This window comes from Uliginosibacterium sp. 31-12, assembly GCF_030548425.1.
GTDB lineage: Bacteria > Pseudomonadota > Gammaproteobacteria > Burkholderiales > Rhodocyclaceae > Uliginosibacterium > Uliginosibacterium aquaticum.
Window position 1 is genome coordinate 37,093 of sequence record NZ_JAUOOA010000001.1, and the last position, 16,438, is coordinate 53,530.

The window sequence follows — 16,438 nt, forward strand, 5'->3', positions numbered from 1 at the left end:
GTAAGCCGCCCGATACACCTGCCTGGAGTCTGACCCAGGCAACAGCCCGAAATTGCTTGCCGATGCCCCGCCTTGGTAAGCCCCGTTTGAGCAAGGGGAGCTGACGACCATGTTTTCTTCTGTGCTCTCCCGCGTGGCGCTGGTGCTGGCGCCAGCCAGCCCGGTGACTGCCGCCGTGGTGGTTGTAGCCGCCATTGCGTACGTTGTTACCCAGCGCAAGGTCGATGTCGGCGTTTCCATTCGCTGATTCAACCTGCCATCCCAATGAGCCCCCGTGATCTTCGTGATCACGGGGGCTTTTCTTTTGTACGACTGAACAAAGGACAAGGACTTCACATCATGACGACCGTAACCCAAACACCGTATCTACGCCTTCACACCGACCACGCGCCGAAACTTGGCGCGCGCTCGATGGGTGGCGTGACCTATGAAGTGCTCACCAATCCGGAGAAAACCCAGCTCTTCATCATCGTCGTCGCCAATGACGGCGGCGGCAACTGGAACCGCGAAGTGGTTTCCCTGCTGGAGATCGAAAAGGCGCTAAAGGGCCAGGACAAAGCCCCGTTCCCGTCCCGGATCTTCAGGAGCGTTTTCAGGGGGCGCTCCAGCAACAATGCCGGCTTTCTCGCGGCGGTGCTGACCAAGGAGGGCTTGCTTGCGCTGGCACCCGAGGTCAAACACAAGCTCGCCTTGGCAGGCGACTGGGCCGGATGGCAGTCGGGTTTGCTCTCCAAATCGGGTGAGCAAATCCTGATTCCGCCGGTCTTGCCGGAAGCGGCCACTAAAGCGCCAGCCAAGGCGCAGGGTGGCAAACCCATCGAGGCAACGGCTACGCCTGCCGTCACGCGCAAGGATCGGCGTGGCAAGCGAGATGAAGCTGACGCGCAACCAGCCGCAGGTGGCGACGATGCTGGCGCTTCGTGACCAGGCAGCCGTAGCGGGTCTGGGCGACGACAGTATCCGCGCCTACCTTGAAGAGCGCTTTGAGGGACTGACTGAGCCAGGGGAAACCTATGCTCCGGAAACGCATGGCTGGTTTCTGCTGCTGGAGCCGGGCGATGACCCCGACGAAGCAGGGCAGGTCTTTGATTGCTTCCCGCTACTGACCAGCTCCACAGGTTGCGCTCGATACGGTGACCCGGATTTTCGGTCGCCATTCGAGTGGATCACTGATCTGGGGTCGTTCTACGAGGGCGTCATCCTCATGTCTGACGGCGGGGATTTCGTTGGCGTGATCATCCCCAAGCTCAGCGGCATGGATGCGCGCTTGCTCGAATACTGCGAGACGCATGCGAGTGACGAACCCATGGAGCTGTAACGCAATACCCATCCTGATTGCTTTTGTAACCCATCCGCCCAAGGCCTCAATCGCCTTGGGCGTTTTCATTTGAGGAGTCCGGAATGGATACCCTGAATCAAATTGGAGATCGAATGCCGATGTTTGCATTGGGTCAGTTGGTCACTACGCCTGCGGCGCTCAGTTTGCTGGAAGCGTGTGGCAAGCAACCCTTTCACTATCTCGCCAAGCATGTCTCTGGCGACTGGGGTGCCACGTGCGCCGAAGATTGCAAGGCCAACGAGCAGGCCCTGCAGAGTGGGGCTCGCATCATGTCGGCCTACACGCTGCCCGATGGCGAGAAGATCTGGATCATCACGGAGGCTGATCGCAGCAGTACGACCATCCTCATGCCCAGCGAGTATTGATGATGAGCCAGCCAACACATCCTTTGCCGCTGGACCCGGCTGTCGTCAAGGTCGTTGCTCAGCTCGATGAAAATCGACTCGAAGCCTGGCGCGAACGGGCAGCCATTATGGAGTTTGACGCAGGCCTGCCGCGTCTGGAGGCCGAACGTCAGGCATTGATCGACACCTTCGCCCGCCACGGTCTGCCTCAGGCACCGCTGAGTTGCTTGCTGCATGCCGAGATCAACGGCTGTTCGCAATGGGTGCTCAGTACCGATGCTGGTTTTGCTCGGCAGCAACTCATCGAAATCGGCGCCAGCGCCATTGAAGCTGCCGACCTTGATGACGTTGTTCGGAGCCAGTACCGCGACCTCGCATTCCTGAGTACCTCCTCGTAGCGACATCCCCGGCGAACTGCGCCTGAAAAGCCGGCAATAGACCGGCACCGCTGCTGCCCGCTAAAGCCCGCTTCGTCGTGCGCCGCATCCACCCAGCGTAGGCAAGCCTGCTCGGGCTCTGCCTGCGCGATGGGTGGGCGTGCACTTCGGATTCAAGAGACTCGGTGCGCCCGCGCAGGGGCGCTTGAGCTTGATAGCGCTTTCGCTGGATGCCGCACCGGCAGCCCGCAGGTCGCATTTTTATCACTCAAAAACTTCCGAACACCCCGATAGGCGCTCGCCAGAGCGCTGCCACCCATTGGCCGCCGCCGGTTCACATCCGGTCGCGGCCATTTCATTTTCAGATCGAGAGGCCTCACATGACCCAAACCACCCGTTTCCGCTTCACCACGCGTGCGATCGAGCAACTCAAGCCTTGCCCGGCTGACTCGAACGCCAAAGCCATTGAATACACCGACACCGATATCCCCGGCTTCAAGCTTGCAGTAACCAAGACCGGCCGGAAGACCTTTTCCCTGCGCTATTCCTTCCGCGAGCAAAAGCGTGCTGCACGTATCGGCGAGTTCCCCGGTATCAGCCTTGCTGAGGCGAGGGCCACTGCGCAGGAGATGCGCGCGCTGCTGGATCGGGGCATTGATCCGCAGGAGCAGCGAGATCGCGAACGCGCTTCTCCGTCTTTTGAGCAGTTCGCCGAGAGCTATCTCGAATACTCCCGCCAGCACAAGCGCAGCTGGAAAGACGACGAGAGCAAGCTGCGTCTGCACATCCTGCCGCGCTGGGCTCGCAAGCGTCTATGTGATCTGTCACGCCGAGAGGTCGAAGTGTTCATCGGAGAGGTGCGTCAATCGCATGCAGCCGCCACAGCGAATCGCTTCCTTTGCTTGATTTCTTCGATGTATCGCCGTGCGATTGCCTGGGAACTGGTCGAACGCAATCCATGCGCCGGTGTTCAGCGCTTCAAGGAGAACAACCAGAAGCAGCGTTTCCTGTCTCCAGAAGAAGTGGGGCGAATGCTTGTGGCGATGGATAAGGACCCTAATCAGGTCGCCGTCTCGGCGCTCCGCTTTCTTCTGCTCACTGGCGTGCGCAGGCAAGAGGCCCTTCGGTTGCGTTGGCAGGAGGTCGATTTGGATAACCGCGTCTGCTTTATTCCTCATACCAAGGCAGGCCGAGCGCGCTATGTTCAGCTCAATGATTCGGCGTTTGATCTTTTGTGCAAGATGCCAACGCGGGGGGCAAGCGAATGGGTTTTCGCATCGACGCGTGATCCCGCACAGCCGATCAATGATCCTCGCAAGACCTTCTGGCGAGTGTTGGCGGCAGCAGGGATCCAGGACCATATCCGGATCCATGATTTGCGGCACACTTTTGCTTCATTGTGTGTGGGTGCAGGAGGCCAGACGCTATTCGCCGCCCAAAACCTGCTTTCGCACAGTGACCCCAAAATGACGATGCGCTATGCGCACATGTCGAATTCTGGTCTCCGGGATGCAAGCCAAGCTGTTGCCGATGTCGTTGTACGTGCAAAGCTGGATGTGGAGGCAGCTTCCAAGCAAACTTCATCGCCAGCATGATCAATCCCATCACAGCTAGAAGCCTACGGCCCTGGGCCGTAGGCTTTCTTTTTTTTTTGCAGGTAGATCCGGGGCTCGGGTAGATATGGAGCAGTAGAGGCGCAAAGCCTCAGCCGCCGATTCGTAAGGGAGATCCATCTGATTCGACTAAAGTGACCATGGGCGCCCGGCCTGGGAGTCGCCAGACCGATACCAACTTGGCCTCCTCCAGTCGTTTCAGGCCGGGATAGCACGCATCGCGGCTAATCCCGAATCGCGTTAGGGTGCGTCGGGTAAGCTGGATGCACGGTCCTTGCCGAATACCAACCAGCCACCAGATAGCCATGCCAAGATGCAGAGTCTTCCCGGGAAGGGCTGCACATCGCTCGACCCAGTCCATTCGCACGAGGTGTGGGACTTTGCGGTTGATCAGTAATGGTCGGGCAGTCGGGGGTAGATTCATATTTTTTGTCTCCAAAGATGTACTGATAGTTTGTTGGTAGACAAATAGGTTTACATGACGGGTGAGTCGCGCTGCCCCAGGTAGGTGGGGCGCGGCGCATCAGCTTGTTGGAGGTAAGATGGCCGAAATAGCAATACCCCCCCAGGACTGGGTTGATTTTTTGAATGCAGCCCGAGCGCTTCGGGATGGTGGCTTGCTGGATGGGGCGGAGTCTGTTGATGAATCGCACCGGAAGCTACTGTTGCTGCCGTACGCAAAAGAAATTCATCGGCTTCGCCCTGTCCTCGCTGCGTTTGATGCGTTGGAGGATATGTATCAGAACCTGAATCGCCACCGGCCGGAGCGGTGGGGACCAGAGGAAATTCGGCGGCGAAGACTGATTTTCCTTCTGCGCTATGCCGAAATCGTCAAGTACAAGGGGGCCCCCGAAAATATCAACCGTCCTGCAGAGAGTCGCAGAGAGTGTGCTGATGCCGCCAAACTCTGCCGCAGGCTTGCAAAACAGCTGGAGCGCATAGACCGTGATCACTATGTGGTTGAGGCGCTGGGGCAGCATTCTTTGGGGGCCCTTCACGAGGCAGCTCCATTGCTCAAGATGTTGGCCGATCGTTTGGCTGAGGTGCGACCTTCATTCCCACATGAGAACACCAGGGGAAACACCCGTATTCGTATTGTTGTTGACCATCTGGTTGAGTGTTGCGGCCGTATTTACCACGGCTGCAATGAAAAGATTCTGAAGGGGTTGCTGGGGGTTAGTTGGTTCAAGGATTCCGTCGCTTTGGCGGACGGGGAGCTTCGTCAGTGGATCGACGAAGCCCTCCAACGAAAAACCGACAACTACGAGCGTCGCATGAGCGAGGAGGACTGGGGGGAGGGAAGCACGCGTCCCAGAACCTGGGAGCCACCCACATCGCTGGATCCGCACTGATGCAAAACTGAAATCGGGCTACAGAGGGTAGCGCTAACGTCGGATTTTTTCGGAGGTTAGCTATCCTGGTGAGTAATCGTATTTGGTCAGACTGCCTGCTCTATCTACCACCTGGAGCATGTCATGACTAACACCCCCCCCGATCTCAGCATCACGGCGCCCCGGCGCCAGCCCCCCCTCTCACGGTCCGCTCAATCCGACCGGGATGCGTTGCAGGCGGCTACTTTTCCCAGCGCTGTTGCAAGTGCTATTTCTGTATCGCCTGCTGAAGCTTCAGTCTTGACCCTGCGACTGAGCACGGACTTCCACCAGATTGCGGCTGGCAAACCGGTGCTCGTCGAAGTCCCGGTTGCCAAACCGCCGAAGCACGCTTTTTTTCAAACGAGCCAGAACATCGCGCACTCTATTTCGCTCTGTACGCTGGACGCCGCCAAGATGGGAGGCTCCGGGGTGTATGCGGTCTCGGCGGAAGTAGCTGCGCGTATCCCAGACCAAGTCCGCAATGTCGAATTACGTTTGGCAGTGACCGCTCAAGGGGCTCCTTACTTGGTTCCGATCCCCCATTCAGGCGCGGACGGGAGGCAAAACCCCTGGCACCTGTCGCTTGCCCGAGCGATGGCGCTTGCCAAGGGGCGTTGGATTCGTCTTTCTGCGAATCAGCTGCGAGGTGCTTACGATGTATTCGAAGCGCTTGGTGAACTTCCCGAGCCGCAATGGCCGACTGAAAGCTTCGATGAACTTGTCGAGCTGGCCTTCAAAGACCGCGTGATTACCAGCGTTGATCACCCGCTGATCCAGCAATTGCTGGGGTTCGTGTAATGAGATGCCCGGAATTCCCGGGCGGCATCCACGTGATCGACTTCGAGTTTCACTCTGACAACCGGGACGGCAGTCTTCCCGTCCCGGTTGCGATGGTGGAGTTGGATGCGATAACGGGGGCCGTCCAGCGTTATTGCCAAGATGACCTTCGCGCGATGCTGCAGCCGCCGTTTGGTGTCGGCATAGATGCTCTTGTGGTCGCCTACATGGCGAGCGCTGAAATCAGCTGCTTTGAGGTGCTTGGCTGGACCGGTCCGTGCAATCTTGTTGATCTCTACGTGGAGTTCCGGAATATCACGAACGGCCTTCCTGTACCGGCTGGCAATGGTTTGCTGGGCGCGGCATCGTATTTCGGTTTGCCGCATATGGATGCGGGAGCGAAGGACGCAATGCGAGACTTAATTCTTGGAGGCGGCCCTTGGACCTCCCCCGAGATTCAGGAGATTCTCGACTACTGCGAAGCGGACGTCGCCACGACAGCAGCTTTGCTCAACGTGATGACTCCTTTGATAGATTGGCCGCGTGCGCTGCTGCGCGGGCGCTACATGAAGACGGTTGCAGCGATCGAGGCTTGCGGCATCCCCCTTGATGCAGGGGAGTATCAGCGGATTCAAGAGGGTGGAGCAGCGCTGCGTACTCGTCTGATTAGCGAAGTTGATCAGACGTACCAGGTCTTCCGCAATGGCAGCTTCAGTGCCGCAGACTTCGAGGCGTATCTATCCCGTCAGAATATTCGGGGATGGCCAAGGTTGGCCTCTGGACGTCTGGATCTCCAGGACGATACTTTCCGGGAGATGTGCGGACGCTATCCCCAGGTCAACGATATGAAGGAGCTTAGGTCTTCACTGGCCCAACTTCGGGAGTGCAAGCTGGCAATCGGAGGGGACGCCCGCAATCGATATTCGCTGAGGCCATTCAGCGCGAAGACGGGGCGAAATCAACCCTCCACCACGCGCTGTATCTTTGGACCGGCTACTTGGCTGCGGGGTCTTATCAAGCCGGAATTGGGGATGGGGCTGGCTTATGTCGATTGGTCGCAGCAGGAGTTCGGCATTGCCGCGGCTTTTTCTGGAGACAGGAATATGCAGGAGGCCTATATGTCTGGTGATCCATACCTGACATTCGCGAAACAGGCTGGTGCAGTCCCCGGAACGGCGACGAAGGCTTCGCATCCCAACGAGCGCGCGCAATACAAACTGTGTGCTTTGGGGGTGCAGTACGGTATGGAGGCCGAGGGGATGTCTAGGCGCCATGGGATGCCACTGGCAGTTGCTCAATCGCTGCTGGCTGCACACCGACGGACCTATGCCCAGTTCTGGAAGTGGTCAGACGGAGTGGTTGATTGCGCCATGCTGACGGGCCGGCTGTGGACGGTTTTCGGGTGGGAGTTGCAAGTCGGTCGCGATGCCAACGCTCGCAGTCTGCGTAACTGGCCGATGCAGGCCAACGGCGCAGAAATGCTTCGGTTGGCCTGCGTGCTGCTCCACGAACGCGGCGTTTCGGTGTGCGCCCCGGTTCACGACGCGGTGCTTATCGAGGCTCCACTGGGTGAGTTGGATGAGGCCATCCGCATTACTCAGGCGACGATGGCTGAAGCTAGCAGGATCATCCTCAATGGCTTCGAGTTGGTGACGGATGTAACGGTCGTACGTCACCCCGGTCGTTACATGGACGAGCGCGGCGCTTCGATGTGGGACCGCGTCATGAGGTTGCTTGATGAACTGTCGGCTGACGGGGGGTGCAATGCTTGATGCCCTCTCGTCGAAATCGAGTCATGAAGGAACAACGTCTTTCAACTGCGTGCGCAAACATGTGTTCGACGCGGAGCGCGGCGAACTCGTCATTCGCCGTCCTGGCGCAAAGTTCATCTGGGCCAAGATTCCATTTGATTGGATGTGGCAGGCGAATCGCTTGCCGGGTAAGGCATCACACGTTGGTTTGGCGCTTTGGTTTCTTGCGGGTGTTAAGAAGACGATGACTTTCAAGCTGACGGCTGAAGCGGTTGATCTCGCCGGCTGTGGCCGAAAGTCCCTTTACGCAGGATTGGCTTCGCTGGAGCGGGGGAGGCTGATTTCTGTCACGCGGCGCTTAGGCGCAAGGCCTGTTGTGACGATCCTTACGCTCACGACTGACCCGAACACGGATGAGCAACTATGACAAAGCTGCAGTACCTCACGCCTCTTGATGAAGAGGCTTTTGACGCCCTGTCTCTTGATGAGCAGGAGTGTTACCTAGACGCGCAGTCACCTCTGGGCATCCCCGAGCGGGAAGACTTCCCATTCTGGGCTGCGAGCTTTTCTTCGAACGGGTCATTCTCTAGCAGGGAATGACGCACTTTGTTCTCTGAGCTTGGCCTGCTCGCGGCCAAGCCCACCATGCACGGTGCATTACTATGAGTAACATCCGTTTCGGGATATCTCATCTGGCTTATCGGGCAGGTTACTTGCGGCTAATGTTGCAGGGCCGTCGCCTGCCCGCTTTGCGGGTGGTTGGTTTTCTTTCCATGGCAGCTCGCGCGGGACTGGAGCTTTTGAGCGCAAGTATGCTGTAAAGGCTTGCGTAGCCTGGTTTTCGCCAAAACGGGAGAAAACCCGCAGTCCCCTTGGGGCTCTGCGTTCAAGGCTGGTGCTTGGTTGCTATGTCGGGTTTGGGGAGGTTTTCCCCAAAACAGGGGAAAACTGTAGTTGCTCTGAAATCGTCGCAGCCCCTTTTCTGTGACGGTCACATCTTCAAAGTGGCGTTTTCAACCACAGTCGGGAGACCTGACATGAAACGCAGTGACGCAAACCACAAGTCCAACCAAAGCAATCCGAACAACCCAGCCCACCAGAAGGTGAATGACAACAAGTCGAATCAAGGAAACCCCAACAATCCGACTTTTCATCAGAGCCACAAGGGTGGGACTACTGAGAAGCGTTAAGCCTTGAACAGGGGGCCGGAGCCCCGGCCCTCAACTGGAGTTTGCAATGGGTAACAAGAAAAAATCCGATGGCGTAATTGCAACGATCGAGCGGTTGACAGGGCAAGTGCCCTGTCCCGTGTTTCTGCGCAATAGCTTGAATAAGTATCTCTACGAGGAAGCCCTGTTTGAAGGTGCGAGCAAAGGGAGTGCCAGCAAGGACAAGGTGCAAGGCAAGCTCACACAAGGCGAGACAGACGCCCTTGTGATGAATGTGCTCAACCTAGACCAGGTGTTCAACGGCGCAACTGCTACGGTTGTCCGCATAGCCAGTGGAAAGGCTGAGAAGAAAGAACTCGAAGATGTATTGGATAGAGCCGGAGCCGAGCTTCAGCGCCGTTTTGACGCATACGGCTACTGGGTCCAAAGAATGGGGCAGCTCAAGGAAATACTTGGCGAGGGCGATATTGATCTCAAGAAAGTTCGGCTCGACGAACTTATCAAGACGCCTTCCGATACCTCTGTCCCCCACCATCAGAATCCTTTTGCGCTGCGCGCGTTTCAGCAGTTGGAGCGGATTGAGGGAAAGGGACGGTTGGGCGTTCCAACCGCTAATGAACTTGTCGAGCAGGCAGATGCATACCTAGCTCTGGGGGATATGCAGCGTGCAACGTTGAAAGCTTGCGCAGCTTTGGAGGCGGATAAAGCCAACGCCAGAGCATGGTTCATTCGCGTGATGGCCGCGCTCCGAGCGCGCAATACGGCTCTGAACCAGATGCGCCACCAAGAGATGATCGCCCAAGAAGTTGCGGAGCCGATGTCGGCCCACGAAGCGTGGGCATATGAGATGGCAAGTGAAGAACAAGGTAAGGCAGCTGATTGCCAGATGGCGCTGAGTAAGATCTTGCCGCAGGCCCTGTTGCATTGGCCTAAATATTTTCCAAACTCTCGCTCATATGAGCACGGTAGAGAAAGGCACGTTGTTCGTGACCTCTTCATTAATGCCATCTTCGCTAAGGTCGCGGGCCCGCAGGCGTACCCGAGAAATTACTACCTCAATGGCCTAGAGGCTGAATGGAAGTTTGTGCGAGAAAACAGCACTCTCAGCACAATCAACTGGGAGCCCGATTCGGGCGCTGTTTCGCCACCTCTGGACTCCGTCGAACTTACAGCGCTTCAGCTATTGCTCCAGGAAAGAGACGATCCGAACGCGTGGAGTTACGAGTCTGTCTGGGAGCCAGGGATTGGACGCGAGTTCAAGCTTCTCCACCTGCGCTGGGCACTGCAGTTGGGCGGATACTCAGAGCATTGGGGGCAGTTCAAAGAGTTGATCTCCCGAAGGCACCCTCAGGGCTTCGAGGACGAAGTTTTGGGGGATGAACTGATGTCCCGCATTTGGCAGGTCCATGTCATCCTTAACGATGGCAGCGAGGGGTTGCATGCAGCTATCGATACCTGGGTTACACGCACCTCGGCGGAACGCGAAGAGGTAAGCGATAGACACCGCCTTCGCCAGTTTGCTTGGCACTACCATCATCGGTACGTTCGATCAGACAGCTCTGCTTGCGTCGATATCGCTCAAAGAGCTCAGGTACTTGTTGAGAAGCTCGGTGATCGGCTTCATTACTCGCCAGACTCGATGGATTGCCCCGATGATGAGTCTGTCTGGATGCCTATTTGTAGCAGGCTCTATTGGAAGTACCTCGAAGTACTTGCCGTACTGCAGATGTCTCCTGCCGCTGCAGGCGATGAGGGCTTGGCCATGCTTCTGGGGGCAGAGTCGCTGGCAGAGTCTTTCCGTGACGTGGAGAAGTGCTTCTGGCGACAGGTAGAAATGTACGAAGGAGGCGGTGGCGACGAGTTCGAGATCCCGCCTTATGGGGTGGATCTCCGTGACACCGACCCATGGATTTTGGCTGCCACAGCGTATATGGGCGATGGTTGCGAAACGGAAAGCTCTGCTGTGTTGCCTGCTTTGGTCGCGAGGTTAGCGGCTGCCGATCGCCCCTTTGCTCCGCTGGGGCGTGATTTCTTCGTGGTGGCCCGCCCGGACTGCTCCGATTGAGATCCAGCAAGCGACGCGGGTTTCCTGCCGGTTCTTTGTATGAGCTGAGTTGCGCCATGGCGACTTGCTAGCTTGGAACTTCGCATGCGGCGTGAAGAGCTACGTTCGGGGAAGACCTGCCGGGACCGGCCAAATGCCGGTTTCTGGCCGGTCATTACGAGTGGGAGTTGGTGCGGATGGGGTAAGTGCTACGCCTTTGTTGATGGTTGGTCCGCTTGCAAACATAAAGCAGGGCGGACGAAGTTGAGGGATCCTTGGTATGCTTGGCAATGGCCTGGGCTCACCGGGAGCCCCTTGAGAACGTGGTTTTCTGCCGGTTCTCCGCTGGATCGAAGCTACTGAAGCGAGTTCAAGATATTCGTAATCAGTAGGTCACCAGTTCGATTCCGGTCAGCAGCACCAGTTCCGCCGAAAAGGCCGCTCCATCAAGGGGCGGCCTTTTTTGTTTGATGGGCTGGCTGTGCCTGCAGGATAGAATCGACGGCCGCAGCTCTCTTTGGATCCGCCCGATCGTGCCTTCCACCCTTTCTACAAGCTCTTCTGCCGGGATGGTCTGCTTCCATTGTGGCCAGCCTGTGCCCGCAGGAAAAGTGCTGTTTGTTCCAGTGGAGGGAATCCCGAGACAGATGTGCTGCGCCGGCTGCCAGGCGGTGTGCGAGGCGATCGTGACGGGCGGGCTGGCTGATTACTACCAGCATCGCCAGGCTTTTCCTGATCGTGGCGAGGTGGTTTTACCGCCTGCGTTGGCGGAGTTGGGGCTGTTTGACCATCCCGAGTTTCAGCAGGCCTTTGTGCGGCCTCTGGCTGGAGGCGAGCGTGAGGCTGATCTGATTTTGGAGGGTGTCACCTGCGCTGCTTGCGTCTGGCTCAATGAGCGACATTTGGCGACGCTATCCGGTGTTGTTGGCATACAGGTGAATTACGCGACGCGGCGTGCGCGCATCCGCTGGCGCGAGGAAGATGTACGACTCTCGCAGATTCTGGCTGCAGTGGCGGCAATTGGCTATCGCGCCCATCCCTATGACCCACAGCGCTCTGAGCTACTGGCTCAGAAGGAGCGGCGTACTGCCCTGTGGCGGCTCTTTGTGGCTGGCTTCGGGATGATGCAGGTGATGATGTATGCCTTTCCTGCCTATATCGCGGCTGAGGGCGATATCAGTGTGGTGGCTGGCGGTTTGATGCGCTGGGCGAGCATGGTGTTGACCTTGCCTGTGGTGCTGTATTCGGCGGCGCCTTTCTTCTCGCGTGCTTGGCGCGATCTTCGTTTGTTCAGACTGGGCATGGATGTGCCGGTAGCGTTGGGAGTGGGGGCGGCTTTTGTGGCGAGTGTGTGGGCCACACTCCGTGGCGCGGGCGAGGTCTATTTCGACTCAGTCACGATGTTTGTGTTCTTTTTACTGGGCGCGCGCTACTTGGAGATGCTGGCCCGGCAGCGAGCCACGCGTGGAGCAGAAACGCTTGGGCGTTTGCTGCCTGTGTTTGCCCGTCGATTGAGCGCTGATGGTGTTGTAGAAGAGCAGGTGCCCGTGTCGAGTCTGGCGGTTGGGGATGTTTTGTTGGTGCGTCCTGGTGAAACAATTGTGGCGGACGGGGTTGTGCGCACAGGCGTCAGTGAGGTGAATGAGGCCTGGTTGACCGGCGAGAGCCTTCCTGTGGCGAAGCAGCAGGGCTCGCGGGTGCTGGGGGGCAGTCTGAATGGTACGGGGGCGCTGGAAATTGAGGCGCAGCAAGTGGGGGAGGCTACCCGGCTGGCGACGATTCGTCGCTTGATGGAGCGGGCAAGTGCTGAGCGCCCGCGGATCGTGGCGCAGGCTGACAGGGTTTCGCTGGTTTTTACGGTGCTGCTGCTGGTTCTGGCGGCTGGGGTCGGAGTCTATTGGTGGTGGTCTGAGCCTGCTCGTGCTTTGTCGATTTGTGTTGCCGTTCTGGTGGTGAGTTGCCCGTGCGCTTTATCGCTGGCAACACCGGTGGCGCTGACTGTAGCAACTGACGCACTGGCTCGTGCTGGATTGTTGGTGACGCGTGGGCATGCCATTGAGACTTTGGCTCGGGCAAATCATTTCGCGTTCGACAAGACGGGAACGCTAACAACGGGACGGTTGCGGCTGATGGATGTTGCTTGCGTGGATGGCGAGAGTCGGGAGTCTGTGCTGGCTCTGGCTACGGCGCTGGAACTCCATTCGGAGCATGCTGTGGCGCGTGCTCTGGTTGATGCCGGGCCAAAGGCTGAGGTGCCGATAGCTGATGAGGTTCGCATTCATCCTGGAGAAGGTGTGCTTGGACAGGTGGAGGGGGTGCGTTTGGCATTGGGGCGGGAGGATTTTGTTGCGGAGTTGGCTGCGCAGGCTTTACCCGTCAGTTTTGTGTCGGCACAAGGTGACAGCGTAGTTTTTCTAGCGCGGGAAGGTGCTTGGTTGGCGATGTTCGTTCTGGCGGACAGCGTGCGTGGGGCTGCGTCAGCACTTATCTCAGGTTTGCGCGCAGAAGGCTGTGGAATAAGCATTTTTAGTGGCGATGGCCGTTTGCCGGTACGTGCGTTGGCTGATCGCCTGGGCGTAGAGGATGCGCGTGCCGAGCTTTTGCCTGAAGGCAAGCACGCCCAACTGACTGCCTTGCAAGCGCAAGGGAAAATCGTGGCAATGGTGGGAGACGGTATCAACGATGCTCCGGTTCTGGCGCAGGCTCAGGTGTCAATCGCTATGGCAGGTGGGACGGAGCTGGCGCGAAATCAGGCGGATGTAGTTCTGCTGGGAGACGATCTTGAGCGTTTGCTGCTCGGGCGACAGATTGCGCGCAAGACGCAGGCGATTATCCGCGAAAATCTTATCTGGGCTTTTGCCTACAATTTTCTGGCCATTCCGGCCGCTGCGCTGGGTTGGGTTACGCCCTGGATGGCGGGTATTGGCATGGGAGGTAGTTCCTTGCTTGTCGTGCTGAATGCTTTGCGTATCGCGCGGAGAAACTGACGTGGAAAGCAGCCTCTATATATTGATCCCGCTGTCGGTTGTGCTGGTTTTTGTCATTGCCTGGTTGTTCTGGTGGTCAGTGAAGGACGGGCAGTTCGATGACATGGAAGGGCCTGCTTTCAAGCTGATGATGGATGATGATCGTGCGCCGGCGCGCGATGCGGAAAGCGCTCAGGGAGCTGGCGAGAAAAATAGCACTTTGGTGTAGGACGCTTGATTTCAGTCAAGCCGTATTTCTCGTACTCCTGCATACTGCATCCCATGCCGACGGGGGCGTCGGCGGCGAAACTTCAGAGCTAAGTTCTGGGGTTTCGTGAAGTCTCTCTGTTGGGGTTGGGGGTGCGCTTGTCGCACCCTTTTTTTCGTCTACAGGTTTTCCTGGGTGCCGAAAAGACCCTTCTGTTGTGCTAGGATTTGCGCCAGCGCAAAAACCCGATTGACGTGCGTCAATCAGGGCTCAAGAGAGCAGGGTGAGGCTCTCCTGCTGCTTCAAGTTGTCGTGCATTACCTGAACGCATCTGCTGCAGGTAGCCGATGACATGTGACAGCCTGGCAGGCGCTGGGTTCCTTCTCCAACACGAGGTGGCTTATGCAAACCCAGGCGACTTACGACTATTCGGTCGTACGACAGTTCGCGATTATGACGGTGGTATGGGGTATCGTCGGCATGCTGGTGGGCGTGATCATCGCGGCCCAGCTGGTATGGCCCGAACTCAATGTCCACGAATTCCTTCACTTCGGGCGGCTGCGCCCCCTGCATACGAATGCGGTGATTTTTGCTTTCGGCGGCTGTGCGCTGTTCGCGACTTCCTACTTCGTGGTGCAGCGGACCTGTCACACGAATCTGTTTCTTCCCAAGCTTGCCAGCTTTACCTTCTGGGGCTGGCAGCTGGTGATCCTGCTGGCGGCGATCACGCTGCCGCTGGGCATGACTTCAGGAAAGGAGTACGCCGAGCTTGAATGGCCGATCGATATCCTGATAGCCATCGTATGGGTGTCTTATGCCGTAGTTTTCTTCGGCACTATAGCCAAGCGAAAAACGCCTCATATCTACGTGGCGAACTGGTTCTATGGCGCCTTCATTCTTGCCGTTGCGCTACTTCACATCGTGAATTCGGCTGCTGTTCCAGTATCTCTGTTCAAGTCCTACTCGGCTTATGCTGGAGTACAGGATGCAATGATTCAGTGGTGGTACGGTCACAATGCGGTGGGCTTTTTCCTGACTGCAGGTTTCCTCGGCATGATGTATTACTTTGTGCCGAAGCAGGCCGGTCGCCCGGTGTATTCCTACCGTCTTTCGGTTGTGCACTTCTGGGCCCTGATCTTCACTTATATGTGGGCAGGCCCTCACCATCTGCATTACACGGCGCTGCCTGATTGGACTCAGTCGGTCGGTATGGTGTTCTCGCTGATTCTGCTGGCTCCCAGCTGGGGCGGCATGATTAACGGGGTGATGACACTCTCTGGCGCATGGGAGAAGTTGCGGGATGATCCTATCCTGAAGTTCCTGATCACTTCTCTTTCGTTCTACGGCATGTCGACCTTCGAGGGGCCGATGATGTCGATCAAGACTGTGAATGCGCTGTCTCACTACACCGACTGGACCATTGGTCACGTGCACTCGGGCGCGCTGGGTTGGGTGGGGATGATCTCGATCGGCTCTATCTATTACCTGTTGCCGCGCCTCTACGGTAAGACCGGGATGTATTCCACCAAGCTGATCACTTGGCATTTCTGGATCGCCACCATCGGCATCGTGCTCTACATCGCTTCGCTGTGGATTGCTGGGGTGATGCAGGGGCTGATGTGGCGTGACACCAATATTGACGGCACCCTGAAATGGGCTTTCGTCGAAAGTGTCAAGGCTAGCTATCCGTATTGGATTATTCGTCTGCTGGGCGGCACGCTGTATCTGAGCGGCATGTTCATCATGTTCTACAACATGGTGCGCACGATCGCTGATGGTCGTGCCGTCGATGCGCCAGTCGTAGCTCCGGCTGCTGCGCACTGAGGGGAGAGCACAGATGAAACTGAATAATGAACTGATCGAAAAGAGTGTTCCTTGGCTGATCGTGCTGACGCTGATGGTGATCAGCGTGGGTGGCCTGGTGGAGATCGTGCCGCTGTTTTTCCAGCACTCCACGACCAAGCCCGTCGAGGGCGTGAAGCCTTACGATCCGGTACGCCTGACCGGGCGTGATATCTATGTTCGCGAAGGCTGCTATCTGTGTCACTCGCAGATGATTCGTCCTTTCCGGGCTGAAACCGAGCGTTATGGCCATTACTCGGTGGCAGGCGAGTTTGTATATGACCATCCCTTCCAGTGGGGGTCTAAGCGCACCGGGCCCGATCTGGCTCGTGTTGGTGGCCGCTATTCGGATGTGTGGCAGCGAGCCCATTTGCTGAATCCGCGTGATGTGGTGCCGGAGTCCAATATGCCGGCTTTCTCGTGGTTGGACCGCCCGCTCAAGGCCGCAGATGTTGCGACCATTGAGACGAAGATGCGCGCCCTGCGTGCGGTTGGTGTGCCGTATACCGATGCGGAAATCGCTGCGGCGCCCAAGGCGCTTGAGGGGGTTTCTGAACTGGATGCGCTGGTGGCCTACCTGCAAGGGCTGGGCACAGCCATTCCGGCAGGCAACAAATAAGGCGGCGTGCCATGGA

At 57.6% G+C, this 16,438-nt stretch carries 15 protein-coding genes; all 15 read left to right on the top strand.

Features of this window, described 5'->3' with window-relative positions:
• Positions 1-109 precede the first annotated feature (109 nt).
• The 15 genes from Q3Y64_RS00170 to ccoO all read left to right on the top strand — a co-directional run bounded on the left by Q3Y64_RS00170 (position 110) and on the right by ccoO (position 16,422).
• Positions 110-247 (top strand): hypothetical protein, encoded by a 138-nt coding sequence (locus tag Q3Y64_RS00170; RefSeq protein WP_303559257.1) that lies wholly within the window; start codon positions 110-112, stop codon positions 245-247.
• A 92-nt stretch (positions 248-339) separates the two neighbouring features.
• Positions 340-924, top strand: coding sequence for a hypothetical protein (locus tag Q3Y64_RS00175; protein WP_303559258.1), 585 nt, complete (start codon positions 340-342; stop codon positions 922-924).
• Positions 908-1,318 (top strand): hypothetical protein, encoded by a 411-nt coding sequence (locus tag Q3Y64_RS00180; protein ID WP_303559260.1) that lies wholly within the window; start codon positions 908-910, stop codon positions 1,316-1,318. Before Q3Y64_RS00175 ends, Q3Y64_RS00180 begins: the two co-directional genes overlap by 17 nt.
• 83 nt (positions 1,319-1,401) lie before the next feature.
• Positions 1,402-1,704, top strand: a complete 303-nt coding sequence (locus Q3Y64_RS00185) for a hypothetical protein (RefSeq protein ID WP_303559262.1) — start codon at positions 1,402-1,404, stop codon at positions 1,702-1,704.
• 2 nt (positions 1,705-1,706) lie between these two features.
• Complete coding sequence (locus Q3Y64_RS00190; RefSeq protein ID WP_303559264.1) at positions 1,707-2,081, top strand: hypothetical protein; 375 nt, start codon at positions 1,707-1,709, stop codon at positions 2,079-2,081.
• Positions 2,082-2,440: 359 nt separating this feature from the next.
• Positions 2,441-3,655, top strand: a complete 1,215-nt coding sequence (locus Q3Y64_RS00195; RefSeq protein ID WP_303559266.1) for a site-specific integrase — start codon at positions 2,441-2,443, stop codon at positions 3,653-3,655.
• A gap of 560 nt (positions 3,656-4,215) precedes the next feature.
• The gene (locus tag Q3Y64_RS00200; RefSeq protein ID WP_303559268.1) at positions 4,216-5,025 is read left to right on the top strand and encodes a hypothetical protein; all 810 of its coding nucleotides are present in this window, start codon (positions 4,216-4,218) and stop codon (positions 5,023-5,025) included.
• A 123-nt stretch (positions 5,026-5,148) separates the two neighbouring features.
• On the top strand, positions 5,149-5,844 hold the full coding sequence (locus tag Q3Y64_RS00205; protein ID WP_303559270.1) for a hypothetical protein: 696 nt from the start codon (positions 5,149-5,151) through the stop codon (positions 5,842-5,844).
• 32 nt (positions 5,845-5,876) lie between these two features.
• Entirely contained in the window at positions 5,877-7,595 is a 1,719-nt protein-coding gene (locus tag Q3Y64_RS00210; RefSeq protein WP_303559272.1) for a DNA polymerase, read from the top strand.
• A complete protein-coding gene (locus Q3Y64_RS00215) occupies positions 7,588-8,001 on the top strand; it encodes a hypothetical protein (protein ID WP_303559274.1) in 414 nt (137 codons plus the stop codon). The genes Q3Y64_RS00210 and Q3Y64_RS00215 overlap by 8 nt, the downstream gene beginning before the upstream one ends.
• A gap of 809 nt (positions 8,002-8,810) precedes the next feature.
• Positions 8,811-10,808: a hypothetical protein gene (locus Q3Y64_RS00220; RefSeq protein WP_303559276.1), complete on the top strand. Its 1,998-nt coding sequence runs from the start codon at positions 8,811-8,813 to the stop codon at positions 10,806-10,808.
• A gap of 548 nt (positions 10,809-11,356) precedes the next feature.
• Positions 11,357-13,774 carry a heavy metal translocating P-type ATPase gene (locus Q3Y64_RS00225; RefSeq protein WP_303560362.1) on the top strand — a complete coding sequence of 806 codons (2,418 nt, stop codon included), beginning with the start codon at positions 11,357-11,359 and terminating at the stop codon, positions 13,772-13,774.
• 1 nt (position 13,775) lies between these two features.
• The gene (ccoS, locus tag Q3Y64_RS00230) at positions 13,776-13,982 is read left to right on the top strand and encodes a cbb3-type cytochrome oxidase assembly protein CcoS (RefSeq protein ID WP_254048218.1); all 207 of its coding nucleotides are present in this window, start codon (positions 13,776-13,778) and stop codon (positions 13,980-13,982) included.
• A 381-nt stretch (positions 13,983-14,363) separates the two neighbouring features.
• Positions 14,364-15,785, top strand: a complete 1,422-nt coding sequence (gene ccoN / locus Q3Y64_RS00235; RefSeq protein WP_303559279.1) for a cytochrome-c oxidase, cbb3-type subunit I — start codon at positions 14,364-14,366, stop codon at positions 15,783-15,785.
• A gap of 19 nt (positions 15,786-15,804) precedes the next feature.
• Positions 15,805-16,422: a cytochrome-c oxidase, cbb3-type subunit II gene (gene ccoO / locus Q3Y64_RS00240; RefSeq protein ID WP_368506641.1), complete on the top strand. Its 618-nt coding sequence runs from the start codon at positions 15,805-15,807 to the stop codon at positions 16,420-16,422.
• Positions 16,423-16,438 lie beyond the last annotated feature (16 nt).